Raw genomic sequence first — 19665 nt, forward strand, 5'->3', positions numbered from 1 at the left:
GCTCCGGTTCTGCTCCGGGGTGCTCCGGGGCGCTCTCCGCCCCGCACCTTCAGCGCCCGACTGAGCCGCCAGACGTTCCGCGTCCGGGGGCGCCCGGATAGGCTCCGGTCCATGACGTCATCGCATCCTCCCCTGTCAGCCGACCAGGCCGCTCCTGGTCCCAGCAGCCAGCGATGGGATACGCACACCGCCGCACGCTATGACGACACGCTCGGGTGGATGGGCACGCCGGAGGCTGTGGAGCCCGCCGTCGACCTGCTGGAACAGCTGGCGGACGGCGGCACCGCTCTCGAGTTCGCCGTGGGGAGCGGGCGGATCGCCGTTCCCCTGGCCGCCCATGGGGTCCCGGTCCACGGCATCGAGCTCTCGGAGCCGATGGTGGAGCAGCTGCGCGCCAAGGCCGGCGCCGAGAGGATCCCGGTGACCGTGGGCGACATGGCCACCACACATGTCCCGGGCCGGTTCAGCCTGGTGTACCTGGTGTACAACACGATCTCGAACCTGCTCACCCAGCAGGAGCAGGTCTCCTGCTTCCGCAACGCGGCCCGCCACCTGATGCCGGGCGGCCGCTTCGTGGTGGAGCTGGGCGTCCCACCGCTGCGTCGACTGCCTCCCGGCCAGCTGACCTGCCCTTTCGACGTCTCTGAGGAGCACCTGGGCTTCGACGTCATCGACCCGGTCACCCAGCGGCTGACCTCCTACCACCACTGGCCTCGGCGCGGCGAGCAGGGCCGCAGCGAACAGCGCTACGCCTGGCCCGCCGAGCTGGACCTGATGGCCCAGATGGCCGGGATGGAGCTGGAACGACGCACCGCCGACTGGCACGGCGCGGAGTTCACCGCAGACTCGGAGCAGCACGTCTCCGTCTGGCGCCTCCCCCTCGAGGCTGCGGAGAGCTCTGACCCCGCCGCGCAGACGACCCGGGCCCCCTGAGAACACGTCGACACGAGGAGGACCCATGGGGACGCAGCACCAGCGCACCGAGGAGTTCACCGAGCTCCGTCCACTGCTGTTCTCCCTGGCCTACCGGATCCTCGGCAGCGCCGCCGAGGCGGAGGACGTCCTCCAGGACGCCTGGTTGCGCTATGCGCGCACCGACGCCGTCGTGGAGACGCCGCGCGCCTTCCTGACCATTGTGGTCACCCGGCTCGCCGTGGACGTTCTGCGGTCCTCCCGGCTCCAGCGCGAACACTATGTGGGGCATTGGCTGCCGGAGCCTGTCCTCACCGATCACGACGACGACCCCGCCGCGGCGGCCGAGCGGGACGAGTCGATCTCCATGGCATCGCTGCTCCTGCTGGAACGCCTGAGCCCGCTGGAGCGGGCGGTCTACGTCCTGCGGGAGGTCTTCTCCTTCGACTATGCGGACATCGCCGAGACCGTGGAACGCTCCGAGGCGGCATGCCGGCAGCTGGCCGTCCGCGCCAGGAAGCATATGGCCCTGCCCCGCCCCCGCTACGCCGCCGACCCTCAGACCCGGCTGGAGCTCACCCGTCGGTTCATCGCCGCCTTCCGACACGGTGATCTGGAGGGGCTTCGGGATCTCCTCACCGCGGAGGTCACCATGGTCGGCGACGGCGGCGGCAAGGCTCCGTCGGTGCCGCATCCGGTGTCCGGCCGGGACAAGGTCGCTCGCCTGCTGGCCTCGGTCGGCGCGCCGATGGCCGCGATCGGAGTGCGCCTGGAGTCCCGGGAGATCAACGGCTCCTCCGGCCTGCTCACCCGGACCGAGGACGGCGAGATCGTCAATGCGGTCATCCTGGAGATCTCCGAGGACGGAGTGGAGATGATCCGTGCCGTGAGCAACCCGGACAAGCTGCGTCATCTGGGGCCGGTCAGCGACATCTGGCGGCTCAAGGAGGAGTTCCAGCAGGCTCGGGCGTCCCAGCGTGAGGCGTCGATGTCACAGCGCGAGGCGCCGATGTCACAGCGGCCGCGGCCCGATCGTCCTGAAGGGTGAGGCGGCGGGACCCACCTGCCGTCCCACCCCTGAAGGAGGTCATCATGAGCACCACGTCCGGCCGAAGCTCAGAGCCCCGGCGCCCGCTGCTCACCCTCGGCGCCGTCGTCGTGCTGGTCGCCACGCTGCTGAACCTCGGTGTGTTCTTCGCCGCCCAGGCCCTGGGTGCCTCCCTGCGGCTGGATCCTCTGGGACAGGAGCCGGGCCACCTGCTCCGGTGGGTCGACGTCGCGTGGAAGACCGCCGTGCCGCTGGCGATCGGCATCGGCCTGGTGGCCCTGCTGCGCCGCTCGCGCAGGGGCCTGCTCGTGCTGCTGGTCGCCGCGCTGGTCATCGTCGGCCCCACCAGTGCTGTGCCGCCGTCGGTGGCCCATGACGGGATCACGGCGGCCGCACTGGCCTTGCTGCACCTGATCCCGCTGGCGGCGTTCACCGTGGTGGCGCTGCGCGTGCGGTCGGCTCAGCCGGCCACCAGCCCGCGGGCGGCGCGCAGCGTGGCCGCATAGTCACGACGCCGGGCGTCCGCGTCCCCGGGCACGAGGCCGGTGAGCTCCAGGCTGATCAGCCCGTGGGCCAGCGCCCAGAGCCGCAGGGCAGCGCGCCCGGCGGGGTCCAGATCTGGGCTGGAACCCGGCTCACGGGAGTCGTCCTGCGGCAGGCCCATGGCGCGGGCGACCGCGGCGCGCAGCACCTGGAACGTCGGGGAGGCCGGCGTCTCGGGGCGGGAGAGACCGTCGCCGAGGGACTCGAACATGACCCGGTAGAAGTGCGGGTCTGCCAGGGCGAACTCCCGGTAGGCCATCCCGAGGGCCAGCAGGTCCGCCCCGGGATCGTCGGTGTGCTCGACGGCGGCGAGCACGGCGCCGAAGCGGCGGAAGCCCTCCTCCACCACGGCCTGGATGAGCGCCTCGCGTCCGCCGAAGAGGGAATAGACCGCGGCGGTGGTGGTGTGGGACGACCGGGCCACGGATCGCAGCGAGAGCCCCTGGGCTCCGGAATCGGCGATGACTTGGGAGGCTTCCTCGAGCAGGCGGGTCCTGACGGTCTCATCGTGGGTGCGGGGCCGGGCCATGGCAGGAGTCTACCCTTGACACCAGGTTTTCTCACAGCGTTATATAACAGTGTCATGAAACTGACGGGCCCTCACGCCCGACCCAGCGCAGCCTCCCGATCGGAGTCGACCATGCTCGAGCTCTCCCCCGCCGCACAGACCACCGCCGGCATCGTCATCCTCGCGGCGATCACCGTGACCACCGGCGGCCATTTCCTCACCAAGGTGGTCCGCGGGCAGGTCCCCGCCACCGAACTGCAGGTCTCCTTCTTCCGAGCAGGGCACGCCCATGCCGCCAGCCTGATCATGCTGGGGCTGATCTGCCTGCTGCTCACGGAGGCCACCGGACTCACGGGCGCCTGGCAGTGGCTGGCCCGGACCGGCGTGCTCATCTCCGCGATCCTGATGCCGGCCGGATTCTTCCTCTCGGTCCTGGGCCCGGGCCGCACCGAGCCGAACCGGCTGATCGTACTGCTGTGGATCGGTGCGGGCTTCCTGGTCGCCGGCCTGGCCACTCTCGGGATCGGGCTGCTGGCCACCTGATCACGCGGCTCCGACGGCGCTCGGCCGACCTGCTCGGCCCCCGCGGCCGGGCACCGGTGACCACGCCGGCGCCGCTGACTACGCTGACCCGCATGGACACCGCTGCAGAGAGAGCCCTGCCGTTCTACGACGACGCCTCACTGAGCCATGTGCTGTGCGTGGTCGCCCACCCGGACGACCTCGAGTACGGGGCCTCGGCTGCGGTCGCCCGCTGGACGGCCCGCGGGGTGAAGGTCTCCTATCTGCTCCTCACCGCCGGCGAGGCCGGGATGCGGGACCGGGACCCGGAGGAGGTCGCCGAGCTGCGGGCCGAGGAGCAACGGCAGGCCTGCGCGATTGTGGGAGTCGAGGACCTGGTGATCCTGGACCTGCCCGACGGCATGCTGCAGGCGGACCTGGAGACCCGGAGACAGATCGCCCGCCGGATCCGGCAGGTGCGGCCCGACGTCGTCGTCACCCAGCCCTGGGAGCTTCAGGTCGACTGGGGACTGAACCATGCCGATCACCGGGCCGCCGGCATCGCGACGGTGGACGCCGTGCGTGACGCCGACAACCCCTGGGTGTTCCGTGAACTGCTGGAGCAGGAACGCCTGGAACCCTGGGGCGCGAAGGAACTGATCGTGGTCGGCGGGGAGCCCACGCACCTGGTGGATGTCACCGGAGAGCCCCTCGAGAAGGGCGTCGCCTCCCTGGAAGCCCATGAGCAGTACCTGGCCGCCCTGGGCGGAGAGTTCGACGTGCGCGGCATGCTGGAGGGATTCACCGCGGAGGTCGGGGCGGCCTCCGGCGTCGAGGGCGTCACCCACGCCCTGGGCGTCACGGTCCATCCGATGGGCTGAGCACAGGAGAAGGACCCTCAGCCGGACGCGAGCTGTGCGCGGCGATCAGCTCGCCGACCAGCGCGGATCCCAGGAAGAACATGGCACTCACCACGCCGAAGGAGATCCAGACGAGCACACCGATCTCAGGATCGATGATGCCGACGGCGCGACGATGGACCCAGAGGAGCGTAGCGGCCAGGGCCACCATGGCCAGCAGCCAGGCCGGAGCCCGCCGACGTCGGGCGGCCAGTACGAGGATCGCCAGCATGGGCGGAAGCGTGAGACCGAACGCGTGGTCGGTGACGACGGCGACCCCGTATGCCGTGGTGCTGATCCATGCGGCCGTAGCGGGCCATCGAGGCAGCCCGAGCATCGGCAGGCAGACCGCGGCGAGCAGGAACCAGGCGGCGAGTCCCCCCGCGCGCGTCGGCCCCCATCCCTGGCCGAAGGCGACGGGATCACTGCCGAGGTCGCCGAGGAACGCCAGCACTTCGACGAGGACCATCGCCACCGCCGCGAGGGGAACGAGCCGACCCCTCACCAGAGCACCGCCATCACCAGCGCGACGCCGCTCGACCCGGTGGCGGCGAGGTCCGACACCCACCTCCGACGCGTCCATGGGGATCTCCCTTCGTGTCGACACCAGCCATCATGAGGAGGTGAGTAAGCGTTCACTCACCCTCTCGAACGACCAGTATGCTGGCCCCATGGTGAGAAGTCCAGAGCAGGGGCACCCTCGACCCGCCCGCGAGCGCATCCTCGACGCCGCCGCCCAGGTGATGCGCGAGGACGGCCTGGTGCGCGCCACCACGAAGCTCATCGCCCGCACGGCGGGGTGCTCCGAAGCGCTGCTGTACAAGCACTTCCCCGACAAACGAGATCTCTTCCTGGCCGTGCTCCAGGAACGCTCCCCCCGGCTCACCCCGGCAGGGCCCGACGACGGCGACGCCCGCGAGCGCCTCTGCGCGATCACCTCCCGACTTCTGGAGTTCTACGCGCAGAACTTCCCGATGGCGGCCGCGCTCTTCGGCGATCGGGGCCTCCTCACGCTCCACCGGGATGCCCTGGCTGCCCGGGGCGCCGGACCCCGGGCGCCGTCTGCAGCGGTGGCCGACCTGCTGACCACCGAGATCTCCCGAGGGGGCATCTCCCCCGAGGTGGACCCGGACGCAGCCGCCCAGCTGCTGGTCGGCGCGGCGTTCCACGAGGCCTTCCTCGCCGCCTACGAGGACCGCCCGCTCGACGACCCCCGGGCCACTGCCGCGCGCCTCGTCTCGGCGCTGCGGCTCTGACCTCATGCGAGGCCGACCTGAGGCGGCGCTGACTCGATGCCGCACTGACCGATGCGGCACTGACCGATGCGGCACTGACCTGACGTGGCGCGTGCCTGCGCCTGACGACGAACGGACGGACCCATGACGGACACCCCGCACCTAAGGGAGGCGCACGACGTCGCCGGACTTCCCCCTGCGGTCCTCGAGCGGCTCGGCCGCTCCGCTGAGCTGGTGTGGACCAATGAGCTCGGCGGACGGACGTTCCGACTCGACGGCGGGGCGCGGTACCTGAAGTGGCAGCCGCATGACGGGCTCTCCTCCGCGCTGCTGGCCGACGTCGACCTGCCCGAGGAGGCGCGCCGGCTGGACTGGGCCGGCCGATTCCTCACCGTGCCGCAGGTGCTGGATGTCGGGACGGTGCCGGACGTCGAGGCCGTGCCGGACGTCGAGGCCGTGCCGGATGTCGGGACGGTGCCGGACGTCGAGGCCGTGCCGGAGTCCCGCGACATCGACGACGGCGCCGCCCGGGGTGCTGGCACCTTCGGAACCTGGCTGCTCACCTCGGGCCTGCCGGGAGAGAACCCGCTGACTGGCGGCTGGACGGCGGACCCGGCCACGGCCGTGCCGGCCATCGCGCGGGGCCTGCGGCGACTTCACGAGGCCCTTCCCGTGGAGGACTGCCCGTTCACCTGCCGGTGGCTGGACGGGCGGCTGGCCGACGCCCCTGAGCCGGAGCGGCTGGTGGTCTGCCACGGTGACCCGTGCGTGCCGAACACGCTGCTGGACTCCGACGGCCAGGCGATCGCCCATGTGGACCTCGGCGCGCTGGGCGTGGCAGACCGGTGGGCCGACCTGGCGATCGCCTCGATGAGCATCAGCTGGGACGTCAACTTCGGCCCCGGCCACGACGACCTGTTCTTCGACGCCTACGGGGTGGAGCCGGATGCGGAGCGGATCGAGTTCTACCGCGCGCTCTGGACAGGCTGAGAGAACCGTCGACCCTTGGAGACCCGTGGACGCCAGGAGGACAATGGACCCACGAGCTGTCCCCGCGGGAGAGGAGGCCGACGATGGTCCCGACGACACCATCCCCGACGACGCCGGAAGCACCCGTGACGGTGCGTCTACGGTCCCGCCTGGTCCTGGCCTTCACCGTGGCCGGGGCGGCCATGGGAGGCCTGGTCGCGATGGCGATCGGCCCCACCGCCGCCTGGCTCATGACCCGGCTGGACTCTCCGCCGACCCTGGTGGAGATGATGGACCAGGTGCGCCTGATCTGGTCGGTCCCGGTCCTCATGGCCCTGGGTGCCGTGATCGGCCTGTGGGTCTCCTCGGCTCGGGACCGGCGGGTAGGACGGCTGACGATCGACTCCCAGACCGTGACCGTGGACCGCCCGGAAGGGCCGGCGGCGTTCCAGCACCGGGACATCACCGAGGTCTTCCTGGACGACGCGGACCTGGTGCTGTTGGGCCGTGCCGGGCACGAGCTTGCCCGCACCCCGGCGGAGGACGGGCTGGCCTCCGAGCTGAAGGAGGCCTTCACCATGTTCGGCCTGCCCTGGTCCGGCACCACTGATCCCCGCGATGTCGAGTTCCACCCGTGGGTCGACCGCAGCCAGGAGCTGGATGCCGAGATGCATGCGATGCTGCGGGACCGACGACGCGCGCTCGAGACCGGCGATGCCGCCCAGGCTGAGGTGCTGCGCGATCAGCTGGCCGCCCACGGTGTGATGGTCCGCGACCGTGCCGGAGGCCAGCAGCAGATCCGGATCCTGCCGGGGTGAGGCCGGCGGGTTCGTGCTCCTGGTCGGCGCGGCGTGCTCACGCAGAGCGGGTGGAGCCGTGCCCCTGGAGCGGGTCGGCGGCGAGACGAGCGGCGTAGGCCGCGCCCCAGCTGTCCATGGCCTCGACGATCGGAGCGAGAGTTCCGCCCAGCGTCGTCAGGCAGTACTCCACTCGGGGAGGGACTTCCGCGTGGACTTCGCGGTGGACGATTCCGTCCTCCTCCAGCTCGCGCAGGGCACGGGTGAGCGTCTTGCGGTTCGCGGCCGGGACGCGCCGGCCAAGCTCGCCGAAACGCAGCGGACCGGCGGTCAGGTGCTTGACCAGCGTGAGCTTCCAGGTGCCGCCGAGGATCGAAACCGCCACCTCCACGGGGCAGACCTCGACGGCGCGTCGGACGGGGAGGCGCATCACAGACTCCGATCGGCAGAAGGACACGGCACCGTGGATCCCTATAGGGACAAGAATGTCCGTACTGGTGATTCTCACCCTAGCGGAGCAGACTGCTCCTATGTCAGCTCCGTCGCTTTCTTCCTCCTCCGTGTCTGGTCGCACTGTGTTGTGGGTCAGCGCCCATCCTGAGCCGGAGTCGCTGACCGGACGGCTCCGGCGTGACGGCATCGAGGCGCTCAGCCGGCGCGGCCACGCTGTGATCCAGTCCGATCTCTACGCCATGGGCTGGGATCCTGTGGTGCGCGCGGAGAACCTGGACCGGCGAGGCACCGACGCCCCGGTGCGCGTCACAGCGGCGGGGCGGCGCGCCCAGCTCGAGGGTGCACCGTGTGACGACGTGGCCGCGGAGCAGGAGAAGCTGCGCGGCGCCGATGCCGTCATCGTGCAGTTCCCCCTCTGGTGGTACGGAATGCCAGCCATGCTGAAGGGTTGGTTCGACCGGGTCTTCGTCTCAGGATTCGCCTTCGGGACCGACCCCGTCACCGGGCGCCGACTCCGCTTCGAGCAGGGCCCCTTCCGGGGCACCCGCGCCTTGGTGGTGACCACGCTGGGGGACCGTCCGGCCTCGATCGGCCCGCGGGGGAAGAGCGGCGAGCTCCACGAGCTGCTGTTCAGTCTGCTCCACGGCACCTTCGCCTACACGGGCATGGCACCTCTGTCTCCATGGGCACTGCCCAGTGCTGACTTCACGGACTCCGAGTCCTACGCTGCGGCGGCGCAGTCGCTGGCACGTCGCCTCGAGGGGATCTTCGACGAGGCCCCGCTGCCCTACCGGGAGCAGTTCACCGGTGACTACACCGACCAGTGGGAGCTCCAGCCCGACGTACGTCCCGGCGAGACCGGGCTCTCCGTGCATCTGCGCTGAATCCTCTGGTGGCGTCCCCCTGGCCTTTCCTCGGACGGCACGCCAGGGCATGCTGACCTCATGAGGCTCTTCGTGTCGCTGACCCCGCCGCCGGAGGTGCTGGACCATCTGGACAACGCCCTGGAATCGGTGCGGGCCCTGGTTCCCCTGGAGACCGGACACGGTCCCCCCGCGCTGCGCTGGGTGCCGGAGGAGCTGCGCCACATCACCGTGGCCTTCTTCGGAGAGCTCCCGGCTGGTGCGGTGGAGGAGCTCCGGGACGCGCTCGGCGTCGTGATGGAGGAGTGTCCTCCCCTGGAGCTTCGGCTGCGCGGGGCAGGCGTGTTCTCCTCCCGGACGCTGTGGGCCGGCGTCCAGGACCTGGCGCCTGCCGCCCACAGCCGCCGCAACGGCCCCCTGACGGACCTCATGGCGGCCTGCGAGCGCGCCGGTCGAGCGGCAGGTTCCACCGTGGAGCGCCCGGAGCGGCGACGAGCGCACCTCACCCTGGCCCGAGCCCGGGGTCGTGCGGGGAACGGCAGAGGGCGGCACCGCGGACCGGGAGCCGACGCCGCCGAGCAGCTGCATCGGCTGGCCGAGGCCCTGGCCGTCTATGAGGGTCCGCCCTGGAGCGTGGACGAGGCACAGCTGATGCTCTCCAAGCTCGGGGCTGGCCCGGGCGGCGGACCGCGGCATGAGACGCTCGCCCGGCTGCCGAGGGGCGGCTGACCGCTCGCCCCGGGGCCGCCCGCCCCGGTTCGCCCACCGGCCGGATCTGGGCACTCACAGGCTGAACACCTGCGGCAGCAGCCCGAGCAGCACCGGCACCACGCCGAGCAGAATGAACGCGGGCAGAAAGCAGGCCCCCAGCGGCATCACCATCTTCACTCCGAGCTCCTCGGCGCGTCGCTGGGCCTCATGACGACGTCGCCGCCGCAGCTGCTGCGCCCCGGCCTGCAGCAGCTCAGCCGTGGGAGCTCCGGTGGCGTGGGCGAAGGAGAGCTGCGCACCGAGCTCCGCCAGCTCCCGGTCCTGTCCGGACCATGCCTCCTCCCACCCGGCACCCGCCACCAGGGCGCGGTGGACCGTCGCGAGCGGCTCCGCCCCGGGAACTGTCCGGGCCAGCCGGTCCAGGGCGGCCTCGACACCGACCCCAGAGGTCAGCAGCGCGGCGGTCAGATCCAGCAGCATCGCGGCATCCGGGGCAGTCCGCAGCTCCTCCACCGCTGGGCCTTCAGCGGTGATGCCGGCCGCGATCCGCGACGGTCCCGGCTCCCGCCCCGGACCCGCATCGGGCAGGCTCGGGGCCGGAGGGACCATCAACAACGCCGCAGCCGCTGCCAGGAGGATGCTCGGGGCCGTCGTCAGCAGCTCATGCATGGCTCTCCACCGCCTGGATCATCCGTCGGCTCCACAGCATCCCGAGCACCATCAGAACAGCCCCCGCCACGAGGCAGGCGGCCCCCAGGGCGCTGCCCAGCAGCACCGCGACCGCATCCGCACCGATGAGCTGGCCGACCAGGACGCCACCCAGCGGCAGCCCCGCGAGGACCCGCTGGGTCAGACGCGGCCCGGCCGCGGCGGAGGCTATCGCCGCGGCGGCCTCACCGTCGTCGTCGAGAGTGGCGGCCAGCTCCTCCACCAGGCGGGACAGTGGAGCTCCGGTCTCCTCGGAAAGCCTCAGCAGCCCGGCAAGACGGCCGACGACGTCGAGCAGCCTCTGGTCTTCACGCCGCGAGCCGGTGACCCATGATCGGACCGGACCTCGCCGCCCGCCTGCCCGTCCCCACCGGCGGGGCCCCGATGAATGGGAACCTCGCGCAGACCCCGCCCCGGCGGCCCTCCCGTGCGTGAGCCGGGCCTGCAGTTCGCCGGCGAATCGTTCGAGTCCGTCTGCGGCACCCCTGCCCATGCGGTCGGCGGCCGCGGCCCGAGCGCACACCTGAGCCAGGGGGTGCGCGCCGCGGGTCGCCACCCCGGCCGCCGGTCCCGAGGAACTTCCCCGATCGGCCATCGCCCATCTCCGGGCCAGATCGTCCCAGACCCGGCCAGGCCCTCGTCCCGACTGCAGCAGGGCGGCGAGCTGCCTGAGCAGCGTCGCGGACTCTCGGATCACGTCTGCACCCCGCGCCCGTCCGGTGAGCCGCCCCCGGACGCCATCGAGGAGTCCGCGCACCCGTCTGATCTGGCCCGGCATCGGCCCGGCGGCCTCTCCGACGATCTCCGGCGCGGCGGCCCCCGGCAGGAGCAGCAGGACGGTTCCGGCCGCGAGCGTCCCCGCAGAGATCAGCAGGACGGCATCGATCATCTCGACCCCTGCGACGCGTCGTCCGACCGGGGCTGCCGTGTCCCGTGGAGGCTTCCCGCGGCTCCGCTGCGCGCAGCGAGCTCCTCCCAGGCCGGCCCCTGCCTCACCTCACCGGCTCCCGGCAGAGGGCCTTCCATGCTGAGGGCGGGCTCCATGTGCAGGCGACCCTGCCGCTGCCGCACCACGGAGGCCGCTACGGGCATCCGCCGGCCTCCGCGCCGCTCGACATGGACGACCACATCCAGGGCGGCCGCCACCTGCAGCGCCACCGCCTCCGGAGGCATGCCCGCCAGCGCGCCCATGGCGGCCAGCCGAGCCGGGACGGCGTCGGGGGAGTTGGCGTGCACCGTGCCGGCCGCCCCGTGGTGCCCGGTGTTCATCGCAGCCAGAAAGTCGCGCAGCTCCGCGCCGCGACATTCACCGACGATGAGCCGATCGGGCCGCATCCGCAGCGTCTGGCGGACCAGGTCGCCCATCTCGATGCGTCCGGCGCCCTCCACGTTGCCGGCCCGACCCTGCAGATGGACGACGTGCGGGTGGTCCGGGACCATCTCGGCGGTGTCCTCGACGATGAGGATCCTCTCCTGTGGGGGAGCCTCACCGAGCATGGCGGCCAGCAGGCTCGTCTTTCCGGAGCCGGTGGCCCCGGAGATCAGCACGTTCAGCCGGGCGCCGACGATGCCCCGGATGAGCTCCAGCCAGATCCGCGGTCCGTGCCACTGCCGGGCGAGGTCATCGAGACCGGCCTGCGCCGCGCGGGAGATCCGCACGGAGATCAGCGTCCCCTCGACCGCCACCGGCGGGATCACGGCATGGATGCGGCAGGGTCCCAGGCGACCGTCGGCGCAGGGGTGGCCCTCGTCCAACCGCCCGCCGGAGAGGGAGATGAGCCGCCGCGCCAAGCCCCGTGCCTGCTCCTCCGAGTCGAGCCGCACGCCGGTGTCGGCGAGCCCCTCGACTCCGTCGACCCAGACGCGCCGCCGGCCGTCCACCAGCACGTCGGTGACTCCGGGACTGTCCACGAAACGCTGCAGCGGCCCCATCCCGACCAATTCGTCCCGCAGGGATCCCACCAGGCGACGCGTGGTCTCAGCGCCCAGGGCGACCCCGGAGCCCCGCACCGCCTCAGCGATCCGGGCCGCGGTCAGCGGCTCGGTGCCCGCCGTGAGCTCCTCGCGGAGCCGGCCCTGCAGTTCCTCCAGGCCACCGTCCCGCGGCGGCCCCTGGCGTCGCGCGTCCCCGGCCCTGGAGCCTCCTGACCGCGATCCGATGGCCAGCGGCGGTCGATGGCTCCTATCAGGCATCCCGGCCACCTCCGCCCATCCTCCGGACGACGGCGTCAGGCCCCTGGGTCCCCACACCGACAGCCTCCAACAGCGCCTGCGCGAAGGACGCGCCCCGTCGGCTGCGCAGCACCTCGTAGGTCTCCCCGAACTCTTCTGCCCGCCGCAGCCACCGCTGCTCGGCGAGCTCGGCGGCCACCGGGATCCCCAGACGACGGGTCAGCTCCGCGGCCGTGATCCCTCCGCGGGCGGCGCCGTTGATCACCAGGGACCAGTCCACGTCATGGCCGCGCAGCGGCATCTCCGCGACGGCCACCGCGCCGCGTGCGGAGGGTTCGGTCACCAGCAGTCCCGCCTCCGGCGCTCCCCCGAGGGCCTCCAGCACGCCCGGGCGTCGCGCGGCGTCGACCACCACCAGGTCCACGGCACGCCGAGCGGCGGTGACCACCGCCGCCAAGGCTCGGGGACCGGCGTCATCCTCGGAGGCCTCCCCGGTGAGCAGCGAGATCCCGTCCACCTCGGCGAGCGCAGCGGTGAGCTGGGCCGCCGAGAGGGGACCGTCGAGCGCATCGAGCTCCTCCCAGTCCAGGGCGCTCGACGCCCCGGTGAGCACTCCGGCGCGTCGGGCCTGCTCCCGCAGGGCACGCAGCCCGCTGCCGGCCCCGGCGTCGGCGTCCACCAGCAGCACTCCCATCCCGCGGGCAGCCGCCTCGGCGGCCGTCAGATAGGCGACCGTGGAGGCTCCGACGCCGCCCAGGGCACCCAGCACCGTCACCACGCGCCCGGGCAGTCGGTCCATGACCTGGGCGGCCAGATGGTCGACGAGCCACTGCTCCCCGGCCGGCAGGGGCACAGGCCGCAGAGGGGGATGCTCAGCGGCCAGGGCCCAAGGGTCTGCACAGCTTCCTTCGCCGATGACGAGCAGAACCTCGTCGCGTCTGCTCTCCGGCGGCGGGGCGTCCGGTCCGCACAGCACCGCCGCCCACTGGCGGTTGGGCGCCTCCTGCCAGGTGGAGAAGGTCTCCAGGCGAGCACCGACGACCGCGGCCAGCAGGGCCACGTCGTCGCGGAGGGTCGGCTCGGCGGTGACCAGCAGCAGCGAGGGATCCTCCGTCTCGGCGCCGACCGGCGGAACGGAGGGTCGGGGACGATCTGACCTGAGCAGCGGCATGGCCCCAGCATCTCGGGAGGCACGGCAGACCCCCAGGGCCCGGGGCGGCCCTGTGGAGAGGTCGGCGTGTCACGGAGCCTGTGGAGGAACGCTCCCCGCAGCGGATCAGCGCCCCAGGGTCCGCGCAGGCCGATCAGAACAGCGGCTGGTACTCCCGCGGGTCCACACTGGCCTCCTGGTCCCAGGGCTCCTCCCAGCCGAGCCTGCTGAGGATGCGGTCCAGCAGGATCCCCGTGAAACCCCAGATCAGCGTGCCGTCCACCACGAACGCCGGCGCCCGATGCGTGGTGCCGTGGCGACGGATCACCGAGGTGGTCCGGTTCGCAGGGTCCACGAGCCGGCGAACCGGCACCCGGATCACAGCCTCCACCTCCCCAGCCTGCGGAGTCAGCAGACCCGGATCCTCGGTCACCCCGACCACCGGGGTGACCATGAAGCCGCTGATCGGTACGGGCGCCGGAGGAAGCAGCCCGATCACCCCGACCCGCGCAGGGTCCAGTCCGATCTCCTCGTGGGCCTCGCGCAGCGCAGCAGCCCCTGGGCCATGGTCGAAGGCCTCGAGCGCGCCACCGGGAAATGCCACCTGTTCCGGGTGCTTCGCGAGTCCCCGGGAGCGTTCCGTCACCAGGAGGTAGGGAGCCTCGACGACGCCCGGCACGTCCGGGACGCCGTCGCCGGAGTGCGGTTCGAGGCAGAACAGGGCGAGCACCGCAGCCTCTCGGCCTTCGCCGACGCGCATGGCGGGCTCGGCAGGCGGTTCGAGAGCCGGCTCCGGGGTCCACCACCAGCCGCCCAGCTCAGCGGCCTCCGGATGGTTCGCGCTGTAGTCCGCCGCCTCGGCGACCAGGCGCGTCAGGTCCTCGGCCACCCGATACCGGGCGGCCATCCCCTGCTGGTCTCGGCGCCCATCTCGGCGGACGTCTCCCCTCTGCGGCTCAGGCACTGAGCGAGTAACCTTCCTCGCGCAGCCTGCGGCGGCTCCACCCGGCCCGCATCTTCTCCAGCAGCTCCTCCCGACCCGGAGCGAGCTCGTACTTGAGCAGCTCGCGCGCCGCCTGGGGCTCCACCTCGCCGACGCCGTAGGAGGGGCACCAGCGGGCGATCGGGCAGGCGCCGCAGGCCGGTCGGCGGGAATGGCAGACCCGGCGTCCGTGGAAGATCAGCCGGTGGGACAGCATCGTCCAGTCCTTGGGGTCGAAGAGGGCGGCGACGTCGCGCTCCACCTTCACCGGGTCCTCCTGCTCGGTCATGCCGAGCCGACGGGCGAGCCGCCCGAAGTGGGTGTCCACCGTCAACCCGGGCTCGCCGAAGGCGTTGCCCAGCACCACGAAGGCGGTCTTGCGCCCCACCCCCGGCAGCTTCACCAGATCCTCGAGGCGGCCGGGGACCTCGCCGTCGTGCTCGTCGACCAGTGCTTGGGAGAGGCCGAGCAGGGCTCGGGTCTTGGACTTGTAGAACCCGGTGGGCCGGATCAGTTCGGAGAGCTCGCGCTCGTCGGCCACCGCCATGGCATGGGCGTCGGGGAAGCGGGCGAACAGCGAGGGCGTCACCTGGTTGACGCGCACATCCGTGGTCTGGGCGGAGAGCACGGTGGCCACCAGCAGCTCGAAGGGGTTCTCGAAGTCGAGCTCGGCCACGGCATAGGGGTAGGTCTCAGCCAGCACCCTGTTGATCTTCCGCACCCGGCGAGTGGTCGCCAGCGGGGTCTCCTCGCGCATCATCGTGGTCATTCTACGGGCGACGTCGCCGCCGCCGGACCCCCACCGGGAGAACCGTTCGTCGCAGAATACCTACCGTTCGTCATGACCGCTCACGGAAAATCCCAGGTCAGCGAGCTATGGCGTGCGTCACGACGTGGTGCGCACCTCGCTTTGGGCACGCCCCGCGCGGTATTGTGATCGGCGACACAGCAAGGTGTCGGACGGCGTCGCGCGCACCGACCGACCCGGGGGTCACCGGGCGGGGACGGGTGCACTGCGGCGCACCTGGAGCACCCAAGGAGGACAGCGCATGACCCCCACTCCCCCGGCAGACAACCAGCTGGACAGCATGCTCAAGGAGACTCGGGCGTTCCCGCCCAGCGAGGAGTTCGCCGCGCACGCCGTCGCGACGGCGGACCGCTATGACAAGGCCGCCGCGGACCGCCTCGGCTACTGGGCGGACCAGGCCCGCTCCGTGCTGAGCTGGGACACCGACTTCACCGAGACCCTCGACTGGTCCGAGGCTCCCTTCGCGAAGTGGTTCGTCGGCGGTGAGGTCAACGCCGCCTACAACGCCGTGGACCGCCACGTGGAGGCCGGCCGCGGGGACCGGGTGGCCATCCACTTCGAGGGCGAGCCCGGCGACTCCCGCAGCATCACCTACGCGGAGCTGAAGGACGACGTCGCCCGCGCCGCCAACGCCTTCGAGTCGCTCGGCCTGGCCAAGGGCGACCGTGTGGCGATCTACATGCCGATGATCCCCGAGACCATCGTGACCATGCTGGCCTGCGCCCGCATCGGCGCCATCCACTCGGTGGTCTTCGGCGGCTTCTCCTCGGATGCGCTGCGCTCGCGCATCGACGACGCCGAGGCCAAGCTGGTGGTCACCGCGGACGGCTCCTACCGCCGCGGCAAGCCCTCCCCGCTGAAGCCCGCCGTGGACGAGGCGCTCTCCGCCCCGGGCCACAGCGTGGAGCACGTGGTGGTGGTCCGGCGCAACGGGGAGGACGTCCCGGTCCACGACATCGACACCTGGTGGCATGACCTGGTGCCGCAGCAGTCCACGGAGCACAGCTACGTGCCGCACGACTCCGAGCACCCGCTGTTCATCCTCTACACCTCGGGGACCACCGGGAAGCCCAAGGGCATCCTGCACACCACCGGCGGCTACCTGACCCAGTGCGCGGTCACCCACCGGGACAGCTTCGACCTGAAGCCGGAGCAGGACGTCTACTGGTGCACCGCCGACGTCGGCTGGGTCACCGGGCACTCCTACATCGTCTACGGCCCGCTCGTGAACGGCGCCACCCAGGTGGTCTACGAAGGCACCCCGGACTCCCCGCACAAGGGCCGGCTGTGGGAGATCGTCCAGAAGTACCGGGTCACGCAGTTCTACACGGCCCCCACGCTGATCCGGACCTGCATGAAGTGGGGCCGCGAGATCCCCGACCAGTACGACCTCTCCAGCCTGCGCGTGCTCGGCACCGTCGGCGAGGCCATCAACCCGGAGGCCTGGATGTGGTACCGGGAGGTCATCGGCGCGAACAACGGGCCGGGCAACCCGCCCAAGGAGCACCCCGCGCCCATCGTGGACACCTGGTGGCAGACCGAGACCGGGGCCCACATGATCGCCCCGCTCCCGGGGGTCACCGCCACCAAGCCCGGATCCGCCCAGACCGCGGTCCCCGGCGTGGAGATCGGCGTGGTGGACGAGATGGGCACCCCGCTGGGCACGGGCGAGGCGGGTCTGCTGGTCATCAAGGAGCCGTGGCCCTCCATGCTGCGCGGCATCTGGAAGAACCCAGAGCGGTATCAGGAGACCTACTGGGCGCGATTCGGGGACGTGTACTTCGCCGGCGACGGCGCCCGCACCGACGACGACGGCGACATCTGGCTGATGGGCCGCGTCGACGACGTCATGAACGTCTCCGGACACCGGCTCTCCACCACGGAGATCGAGTCCGCCCTGGTCTCCCACGAGGCTGTGGCCGAGGCCGCCGTCGTCGGGGCGAAGGACGCCACCACGGGTGAGGCGGTGGTCGCCTTCGTGATCCTGCGCGGAGACGCCGAGGGCGGCGATCCCGCGCAGAAGGAGCAGGAGCTCCGCGCCCATGTGGGCCAGGAGATCGGCCCGATCGCCAAGCCGCGCAACGTGCTGGTGGTCCCGGAGCTGCCGAAGACCCGCTCCGGGAAGATCATGCGCCGACTGCTCAAGGACGTCGCCGAGGGCCGCGAGGCCGGTGACGCCTCCACCCTGGCAGACCCCTCGGTGATGCAGCAGATCGCTGAGGACATGCGCGCCAAGCACGGGGCGGACGCCTGACCCGGACGACCCTGCCGATCCGCCAGACGGCGCCCGTCTGCTCCGCAGGGAGCAGGTGGGCGCCGTCTGTCTGCTCACCCGGCCTGCTCACCAGGCCTGCCCAACGGGCCTGCCTGACCGTCCCGCTCAGCCTGCCCGATCACCCGCCGCGGGCCACCCTCTCCCGGGCGTCGAGCAGCGCCGAGGCGTCGGCCGGCGTGCCGGCCAGCTGAGGAGCCCAGCCGTCGTCGGCGGCGAGATACGCGGCCACAGTGTGCTCAGGGGCAGACTCGACCGGCAGCTGAGGTCGATCCTCGGTGACTTGTGAGCCGGGACCCCGATTCTCGAACTCGACGAAGCGGGCGTCGCGCCACGAGAACCCGCTCATGTCGGTCCACGGGCTGGACATGATGTGGGCTCCCAGGTGGCAGCGACGGACCAGCACCTGCGGGTTCGCCTCCGGATCGCCGCCGGGATGCCAGGGCCGCCCCAGATGGACGGTGCGCCGAGGCGCCGTCGAGGTGAACGCGCAGTCGTCGAAGAGGATGCCGTGGCGCAGGGAGCCGTCCAGGCTGCTGGCGGTCACATAGCCGTTGTTGGCTTCGCCCCGGTCCAGGGACTCGATGCGGCAGGCGTCGAACACCGCGGTGCCGCGGCCGAAGATGAAGTCCACGTCCCCGGTGACGTGGCTTTCCGTGACGTAGTGCCGGGCGGGGACCCCGGTGCCCGGAGAGTTCACATACAGCGTGTCCTGCCGGCCGAGGCAGCGCACGTTCCTCAGCACGGAGAAGTCGCCGGAGATCAGCAGGGCGACCGCCTGGGTTCCGGAGATCTCCGGATGCGCGGCGGGGTCGAAGTCATTGGCGAACGTCAGGTTCTCGGCCTCGAAGAAGGGCGCGTGGACCCGGACCGTGGAGCTGCCGGTGGTGCCGTAGGTGCCGCCGTCGGGATGGGGTGTGCCGTTGGCCTTGTCGTAGACCAGCACAGTGTCCTCCGGGCGCTCCCCCATCCCGAGGAAGGTGAGCCGCGGCACGTCAGAGGGCACATGGACCACCGCTCGGTGCTCCCCGGGGTCGATGGCGATGATGGTGCGCCTGCCCGCCCCGCGAGGGGCGGCGTCGACGGCGTCCTGGACGGTGGAGTGAGCCTTTCCAGGGCCCACCGTAAGGATCAGGGCGTCGTCGATGGTCCGTTCAGCGGGCCAGTGGATCTCCGCTTCCGCATCGATCTCCCGCTCCAGCCGGGTGAACCAGCTGCCGGACACGATCTGCTGGTCCACCAGACCCTGGGCGACGAGCCGCGCGACGGCGAGCGCCCCGACGGCCTGGAAGTGCGTATTGTCCTCGGCCCCTTCAGGATGCTGGGGATGCACACCGGGCTCGAGGTGCATGAAGTGCCCCTTCGTCCCTTCAGGTCCGAGCCCCTCCCACAGCGCTCGCGAGCTCGCCGTCAGGTCCACCAGGGGGACCTCGAGCTCCTCGGCCAGTTCCTTCATGGCCCGCGGATAGTCTCCATGGGAGTCGCCGGCGGTCCCGTCCGCGTGGAAGCGACGTCGCTCCACGGGCGTCACCAGCACTGGAGCTCCGCCCTGCTGCCGGGCCCCCTCCACATAGCGGGTCAGATACTCCTTGAACGTGGTGTCCGGATCGGTGCCACGGTCCGGGTCCTCGATCTTGGAGTCGTTGTGGCCGAAGGAGATCAGCAGCAGGTCTCCGGGCTGCATGAGGTCCAGGACCACGTCGAGCTTGCCGGCTTCGAAGAAGCTCTTCGAGGAGGCTCCGGACCAGGCGTAGTCGAAGGTGGTCACGCCGCGACCCATGAGCAGCGGGAGCGCCTGCCCCCAGCCGGCGCGCGGTCGGATCTCCTGCTCATAGACGGAGGCCGTGGAGTCGCCCACCACGAACGCGACCGGGCCGCGGTGCCCTGGAGCGCTCGAGGTCGGGGCCGCCGCGGCCTGGGGAGCCGGAAGCATCCCGGCCGCCAGGGCGGCGGTCCCTCCAGCGGCGAGACCGAGCGTGCTGAGCACTGTGCGTCGGGAGAGGGCGCCGTCGGGCAGGGCGCGTCGGGAGAGGGCGGTCGAGGTCATCGTGGAGTCTCCTCATCGAGAGCAGTGACTGGCGTCACAGGCTGGGATGGGTCGACAAGTTACCGCGGCGCGCTGACCTGCGGGAGA

The 19665-nt window shown here is 71.7% G+C and carries 21 protein-coding genes; 11 read left to right on the forward strand and 10 right to left on the reverse strand.

Annotated features, from left to right (window positions below; genetic code table 11):
- Window positions 1–111 precede the first annotated feature (111 nt).
- The 3 genes from Q7C18_RS00175 to Q7C18_RS00185 are packed head-to-tail and all read left to right on the forward strand — an operon-like array spanning window position 112 to window position 2466.
- Window positions 112–933: a class I SAM-dependent methyltransferase gene (locus Q7C18_RS00175; RefSeq protein WP_311023458.1), complete on the forward strand. Its 822-nt coding sequence runs from the start codon at window positions 112–114 to the stop codon at window positions 931–933.
- Window positions 934–958: 25 nt separating this feature from the next.
- Window positions 959–1960 (forward strand): RNA polymerase sigma-70 factor, encoded by a 1002-nt coding sequence (locus Q7C18_RS00180; RefSeq protein WP_311023460.1) that lies wholly within the window; start codon window positions 959–961, stop codon window positions 1958–1960.
- Between the two features lie 44 nt (window positions 1961–2004).
- Window positions 2005–2466: a DUF6069 family protein gene (locus Q7C18_RS00185; RefSeq protein ID WP_085437233.1), complete on the forward strand. Its 462-nt coding sequence runs from the start codon at window positions 2005–2007 to the stop codon at window positions 2464–2466.
- On the opposite strand, the gene Q7C18_RS00190 is transcribed toward Q7C18_RS00185, so the two are convergent.
- Window positions 2421–3032: a TetR/AcrR family transcriptional regulator gene (locus tag Q7C18_RS00190; protein ID WP_085437231.1), complete on the reverse strand. Its 612-nt coding sequence runs from the start codon at window positions 3030–3032 to the stop codon at window positions 2421–2423. The two genes, Q7C18_RS00185 and Q7C18_RS00190, sit on opposite strands and share 46 nt — an antisense overlap.
- Before the next feature lie 111 nt (window positions 3033–3143).
- Here Q7C18_RS00190 and Q7C18_RS00195 point away from each other — a divergent pair, with 111 nt between their 5' ends.
- Together Q7C18_RS00195 and Q7C18_RS00200 are read left to right on the forward strand one after the other, a co-directional pair.
- Complete coding sequence (locus Q7C18_RS00195; protein WP_311023462.1) at window positions 3144–3554, forward strand: hypothetical protein; 411 nt, start codon at window positions 3144–3146, stop codon at window positions 3552–3554.
- Window positions 3555–3646: 92 nt separating this feature from the next.
- Window positions 3647–4393 (forward strand): PIG-L deacetylase family protein, encoded by a 747-nt coding sequence (locus Q7C18_RS00200; protein WP_311023463.1) that lies wholly within the window; start codon window positions 3647–3649, stop codon window positions 4391–4393.
- Here the strand turns inward: Q7C18_RS00200 and Q7C18_RS00205 are convergent.
- Window positions 4371–4994 carry a hypothetical protein gene (locus Q7C18_RS00205; protein ID WP_311023464.1) on the reverse strand — a complete coding sequence of 208 codons (624 nt, stop codon included), beginning with the start codon at window positions 4992–4994 and terminating at the stop codon, window positions 4371–4373. The two genes, Q7C18_RS00200 and Q7C18_RS00205, sit on opposite strands and share 23 nt — an antisense overlap.
- An 88-nt stretch (window positions 4995–5082) precedes the next feature.
- On the opposite strand from Q7C18_RS00205, the gene Q7C18_RS00210 reads away from it, so the two are divergent.
- The 3 genes from Q7C18_RS00210 (at window position 5083) to Q7C18_RS00220 (ending at window position 7433) form a co-directional block, all read left to right on the forward strand.
- Window positions 5083–5667 carry a TetR/AcrR family transcriptional regulator gene (locus tag Q7C18_RS00210; RefSeq protein WP_070160140.1) on the forward strand — a complete coding sequence of 195 codons (585 nt, stop codon included), beginning with the start codon at window positions 5083–5085 and terminating at the stop codon, window positions 5665–5667.
- A 123-nt stretch (window positions 5668–5790) separates the two neighbouring features.
- Window positions 5791–6636 carry an aminoglycoside 3'-phosphotransferase gene (locus Q7C18_RS00215; protein WP_311023468.1) on the forward strand — a complete coding sequence of 282 codons (846 nt, stop codon included), beginning with the start codon at window positions 5791–5793 and terminating at the stop codon, window positions 6634–6636.
- Window positions 6637–6719: 83 nt separating this feature from the next.
- Window positions 6720–7433 carry a hypothetical protein gene (locus Q7C18_RS00220; protein WP_311023469.1) on the forward strand — a complete coding sequence of 238 codons (714 nt, stop codon included), beginning with the start codon at window positions 6720–6722 and terminating at the stop codon, window positions 7431–7433.
- A gap of 37 nt (window positions 7434–7470) precedes the next feature.
- Here Q7C18_RS00220 and Q7C18_RS00225 read toward each other — a convergent pair whose 3' ends face one another.
- A complete protein-coding gene (locus Q7C18_RS00225) occupies window positions 7471–7842 on the reverse strand; it encodes a helix-turn-helix domain-containing protein (protein ID WP_311023470.1) in 372 nt (123 codons plus the stop codon).
- Between the two features lie 145 nt (window positions 7843–7987).
- Here Q7C18_RS00225 and Q7C18_RS00230 point away from each other — a divergent pair, with 145 nt between their 5' ends.
- Both Q7C18_RS00230 and thpR read left to right on the forward strand, forming a co-directional pair.
- Window positions 7988–8749: an NAD(P)H-dependent oxidoreductase gene (locus tag Q7C18_RS00230; protein ID WP_311023473.1), complete on the forward strand. Its 762-nt coding sequence runs from the start codon at window positions 7988–7990 to the stop codon at window positions 8747–8749.
- Window positions 8750–8809: 60 nt separating this feature from the next.
- The gene (gene thpR, locus Q7C18_RS00235) at window positions 8810–9457 is read left to right on the forward strand and encodes an RNA 2',3'-cyclic phosphodiesterase (protein WP_311023475.1); all 648 of its coding nucleotides are present in this window, start codon (window positions 8810–8812) and stop codon (window positions 9455–9457) included.
- A gap of 54 nt (window positions 9458–9511) precedes the next feature.
- Here the strand turns inward: thpR and Q7C18_RS00240 are convergent, their stop codons facing one another.
- The 6 genes from Q7C18_RS00240 to nth all read right to left on the reverse strand — a co-directional run bounded on the left by Q7C18_RS00240 (window position 9512) and on the right by nth (window position 15220).
- Window positions 9512–10108, reverse strand: coding sequence for a type II secretion system F family protein (locus tag Q7C18_RS00240; protein ID WP_083277491.1), 597 nt, complete (start codon window positions 10106–10108; stop codon window positions 9512–9514).
- Window positions 10101–11036, reverse strand: a complete 936-nt coding sequence (locus Q7C18_RS00245; RefSeq protein WP_311023478.1) for a hypothetical protein — start codon at window positions 11034–11036, stop codon at window positions 10101–10103. The genes Q7C18_RS00240 and Q7C18_RS00245 overlap by 8 nt, the downstream gene beginning before the upstream one ends.
- Window positions 11033–12340 carry a TadA family conjugal transfer-associated ATPase gene (locus Q7C18_RS00250; protein WP_311023480.1) on the reverse strand — a complete coding sequence of 436 codons (1308 nt, stop codon included), beginning with the start codon at window positions 12338–12340 and terminating at the stop codon, window positions 11033–11035. Before Q7C18_RS00250 ends, Q7C18_RS00245 begins: the two co-directional genes overlap by 4 nt.
- Window positions 12333–13490: a hypothetical protein gene (locus Q7C18_RS00255; protein WP_311023483.1), complete on the reverse strand. Its 1158-nt coding sequence runs from the start codon at window positions 13488–13490 to the stop codon at window positions 12333–12335. Before Q7C18_RS00255 ends, Q7C18_RS00250 begins: the two co-directional genes overlap by 8 nt.
- A gap of 133 nt (window positions 13491–13623) precedes the next feature.
- Window positions 13624–14433 carry a CoA pyrophosphatase gene (locus tag Q7C18_RS00260; RefSeq protein ID WP_311023485.1) on the reverse strand — a complete coding sequence of 270 codons (810 nt, stop codon included), beginning with the start codon at window positions 14431–14433 and terminating at the stop codon, window positions 13624–13626.
- Complete coding sequence (nth, locus tag Q7C18_RS00265) at window positions 14426–15220, reverse strand: endonuclease III (RefSeq protein ID WP_311023486.1); 795 nt, start codon at window positions 15218–15220, stop codon at window positions 14426–14428. Before nth ends, Q7C18_RS00260 begins: the two co-directional genes overlap by 8 nt.
- Window positions 15221–15500: 280 nt before the next feature.
- Here nth and acs point away from each other — a divergent pair, with 280 nt between their 5' ends.
- Complete coding sequence (gene acs, locus Q7C18_RS00270; RefSeq protein ID WP_070160105.1) at window positions 15501–17513, forward strand: acetate--CoA ligase; 2013 nt, start codon at window positions 15501–15503, stop codon at window positions 17511–17513.
- A gap of 139 nt (window positions 17514–17652) precedes the next feature.
- Here the strand turns inward: acs and Q7C18_RS00275 are convergent, their stop codons facing one another.
- On the reverse strand, window positions 17653–19578 hold the full coding sequence (locus tag Q7C18_RS00275; RefSeq protein WP_311023487.1) for a pectinesterase family protein: 1926 nt from the start codon (window positions 19576–19578) through the stop codon (window positions 17653–17655).
- Between the last annotated feature and the right edge of the window lie 87 nt (window positions 19579–19665).

The organism is Nesterenkonia sp. CL21 (assembly GCF_031705515.1).
Lineage (GTDB): Bacteria > Actinomycetota > Actinomycetes > Actinomycetales > Micrococcaceae > Nesterenkonia > Nesterenkonia aethiopica.

What these genes read in the sequence shown, in the direction of transcription:
- Q7C18_RS00225 (WP_311023470.1), bottom strand. Translation starts at nt 7,842, where the DNA reads ATGCGCCTCCCCGTCCGACGCGCCGTCGAGGTCTGCCCCGTGGAGGTG.
- Q7C18_RS00255 (WP_311023483.1), bottom strand. Translation starts at nt 13,490, where the DNA reads ATGCCGCTGCTCAGGTCAGATCGTCCCCGACCCTCCGTTCCGCCGGTC.
- Q7C18_RS00205 (WP_311023464.1), bottom strand. Translation starts at nt 4,994, where the DNA reads ATGGACGCGTCGGAGGTGGGTGTCGGACCTCGCCGCCACCGGGTCGAG.
- Q7C18_RS00220 (WP_311023469.1), top strand. Translation starts at nt 6,720, where the DNA reads ATGGTCCCGACGACACCATCCCCGACGACGCCGGAAGCACCCGTGACG.
- Q7C18_RS00210 (WP_070160140.1), top strand. Translation starts at nt 5,083, where the DNA reads ATGGTGAGAAGTCCAGAGCAGGGGCACCCTCGACCCGCCCGCGAGCGC.
- Q7C18_RS00190 (WP_085437231.1), bottom strand. Translation starts at nt 3,032, where the DNA reads ATGGCCCGGCCCCGCACCCACGATGAGACCGTCAGGACCCGCCTGCTC.
- acs (WP_070160105.1), top strand. Translation starts at nt 15,501, where the DNA reads ATGACCCCCACTCCCCCGGCAGACAACCAGCTGGACAGCATGCTCAAG.
- Q7C18_RS00200 (WP_311023463.1), top strand. Translation starts at nt 3,647, where the DNA reads ATGGACACCGCTGCAGAGAGAGCCCTGCCGTTCTACGACGACGCCTCA.
- Q7C18_RS00275 (WP_311023487.1), bottom strand. Translation starts at nt 19,578, where the DNA reads ATGACCTCGACCGCCCTCTCCCGACGCGCCCTGCCCGACGGCGCCCTC.
- thpR (WP_311023475.1), top strand. Translation starts at nt 8,810, where the DNA reads ATGAGGCTCTTCGTGTCGCTGACCCCGCCGCCGGAGGTGCTGGACCAT.
- nth (WP_311023486.1), bottom strand. Translation starts at nt 15,220, where the DNA reads ATGACCACGATGATGCGCGAGGAGACCCCGCTGGCGACCACTCGCCGG.
- Q7C18_RS00175 (WP_311023458.1), top strand. Translation starts at nt 112, where the DNA reads ATGACGTCATCGCATCCTCCCCTGTCAGCCGACCAGGCCGCTCCTGGT.
- Q7C18_RS00250 (WP_311023480.1), bottom strand. Translation starts at nt 12,340, where the DNA reads ATGCCTGATAGGAGCCATCGACCGCCGCTGGCCATCGGATCGCGGTCA.
- Q7C18_RS00240 (WP_083277491.1), bottom strand. Translation starts at nt 10,108, where the DNA reads ATGCATGAGCTGCTGACGACGGCCCCGAGCATCCTCCTGGCAGCGGCT.
- Q7C18_RS00215 (WP_311023468.1), top strand. Translation starts at nt 5,791, where the DNA reads ATGACGGACACCCCGCACCTAAGGGAGGCGCACGACGTCGCCGGACTT.
- Q7C18_RS00245 (WP_311023478.1), bottom strand. Translation starts at nt 11,036, where the DNA reads ATGATCGATGCCGTCCTGCTGATCTCTGCGGGGACGCTCGCGGCCGGA.
- Q7C18_RS00180 (WP_311023460.1), top strand. Translation starts at nt 959, where the DNA reads ATGGGGACGCAGCACCAGCGCACCGAGGAGTTCACCGAGCTCCGTCCA.
- Q7C18_RS00195 (WP_311023462.1), top strand. Translation starts at nt 3,144, where the DNA reads ATGCTCGAGCTCTCCCCCGCCGCACAGACCACCGCCGGCATCGTCATC.
- Q7C18_RS00185 (WP_085437233.1), top strand. Translation starts at nt 2,005, where the DNA reads ATGAGCACCACGTCCGGCCGAAGCTCAGAGCCCCGGCGCCCGCTGCTC.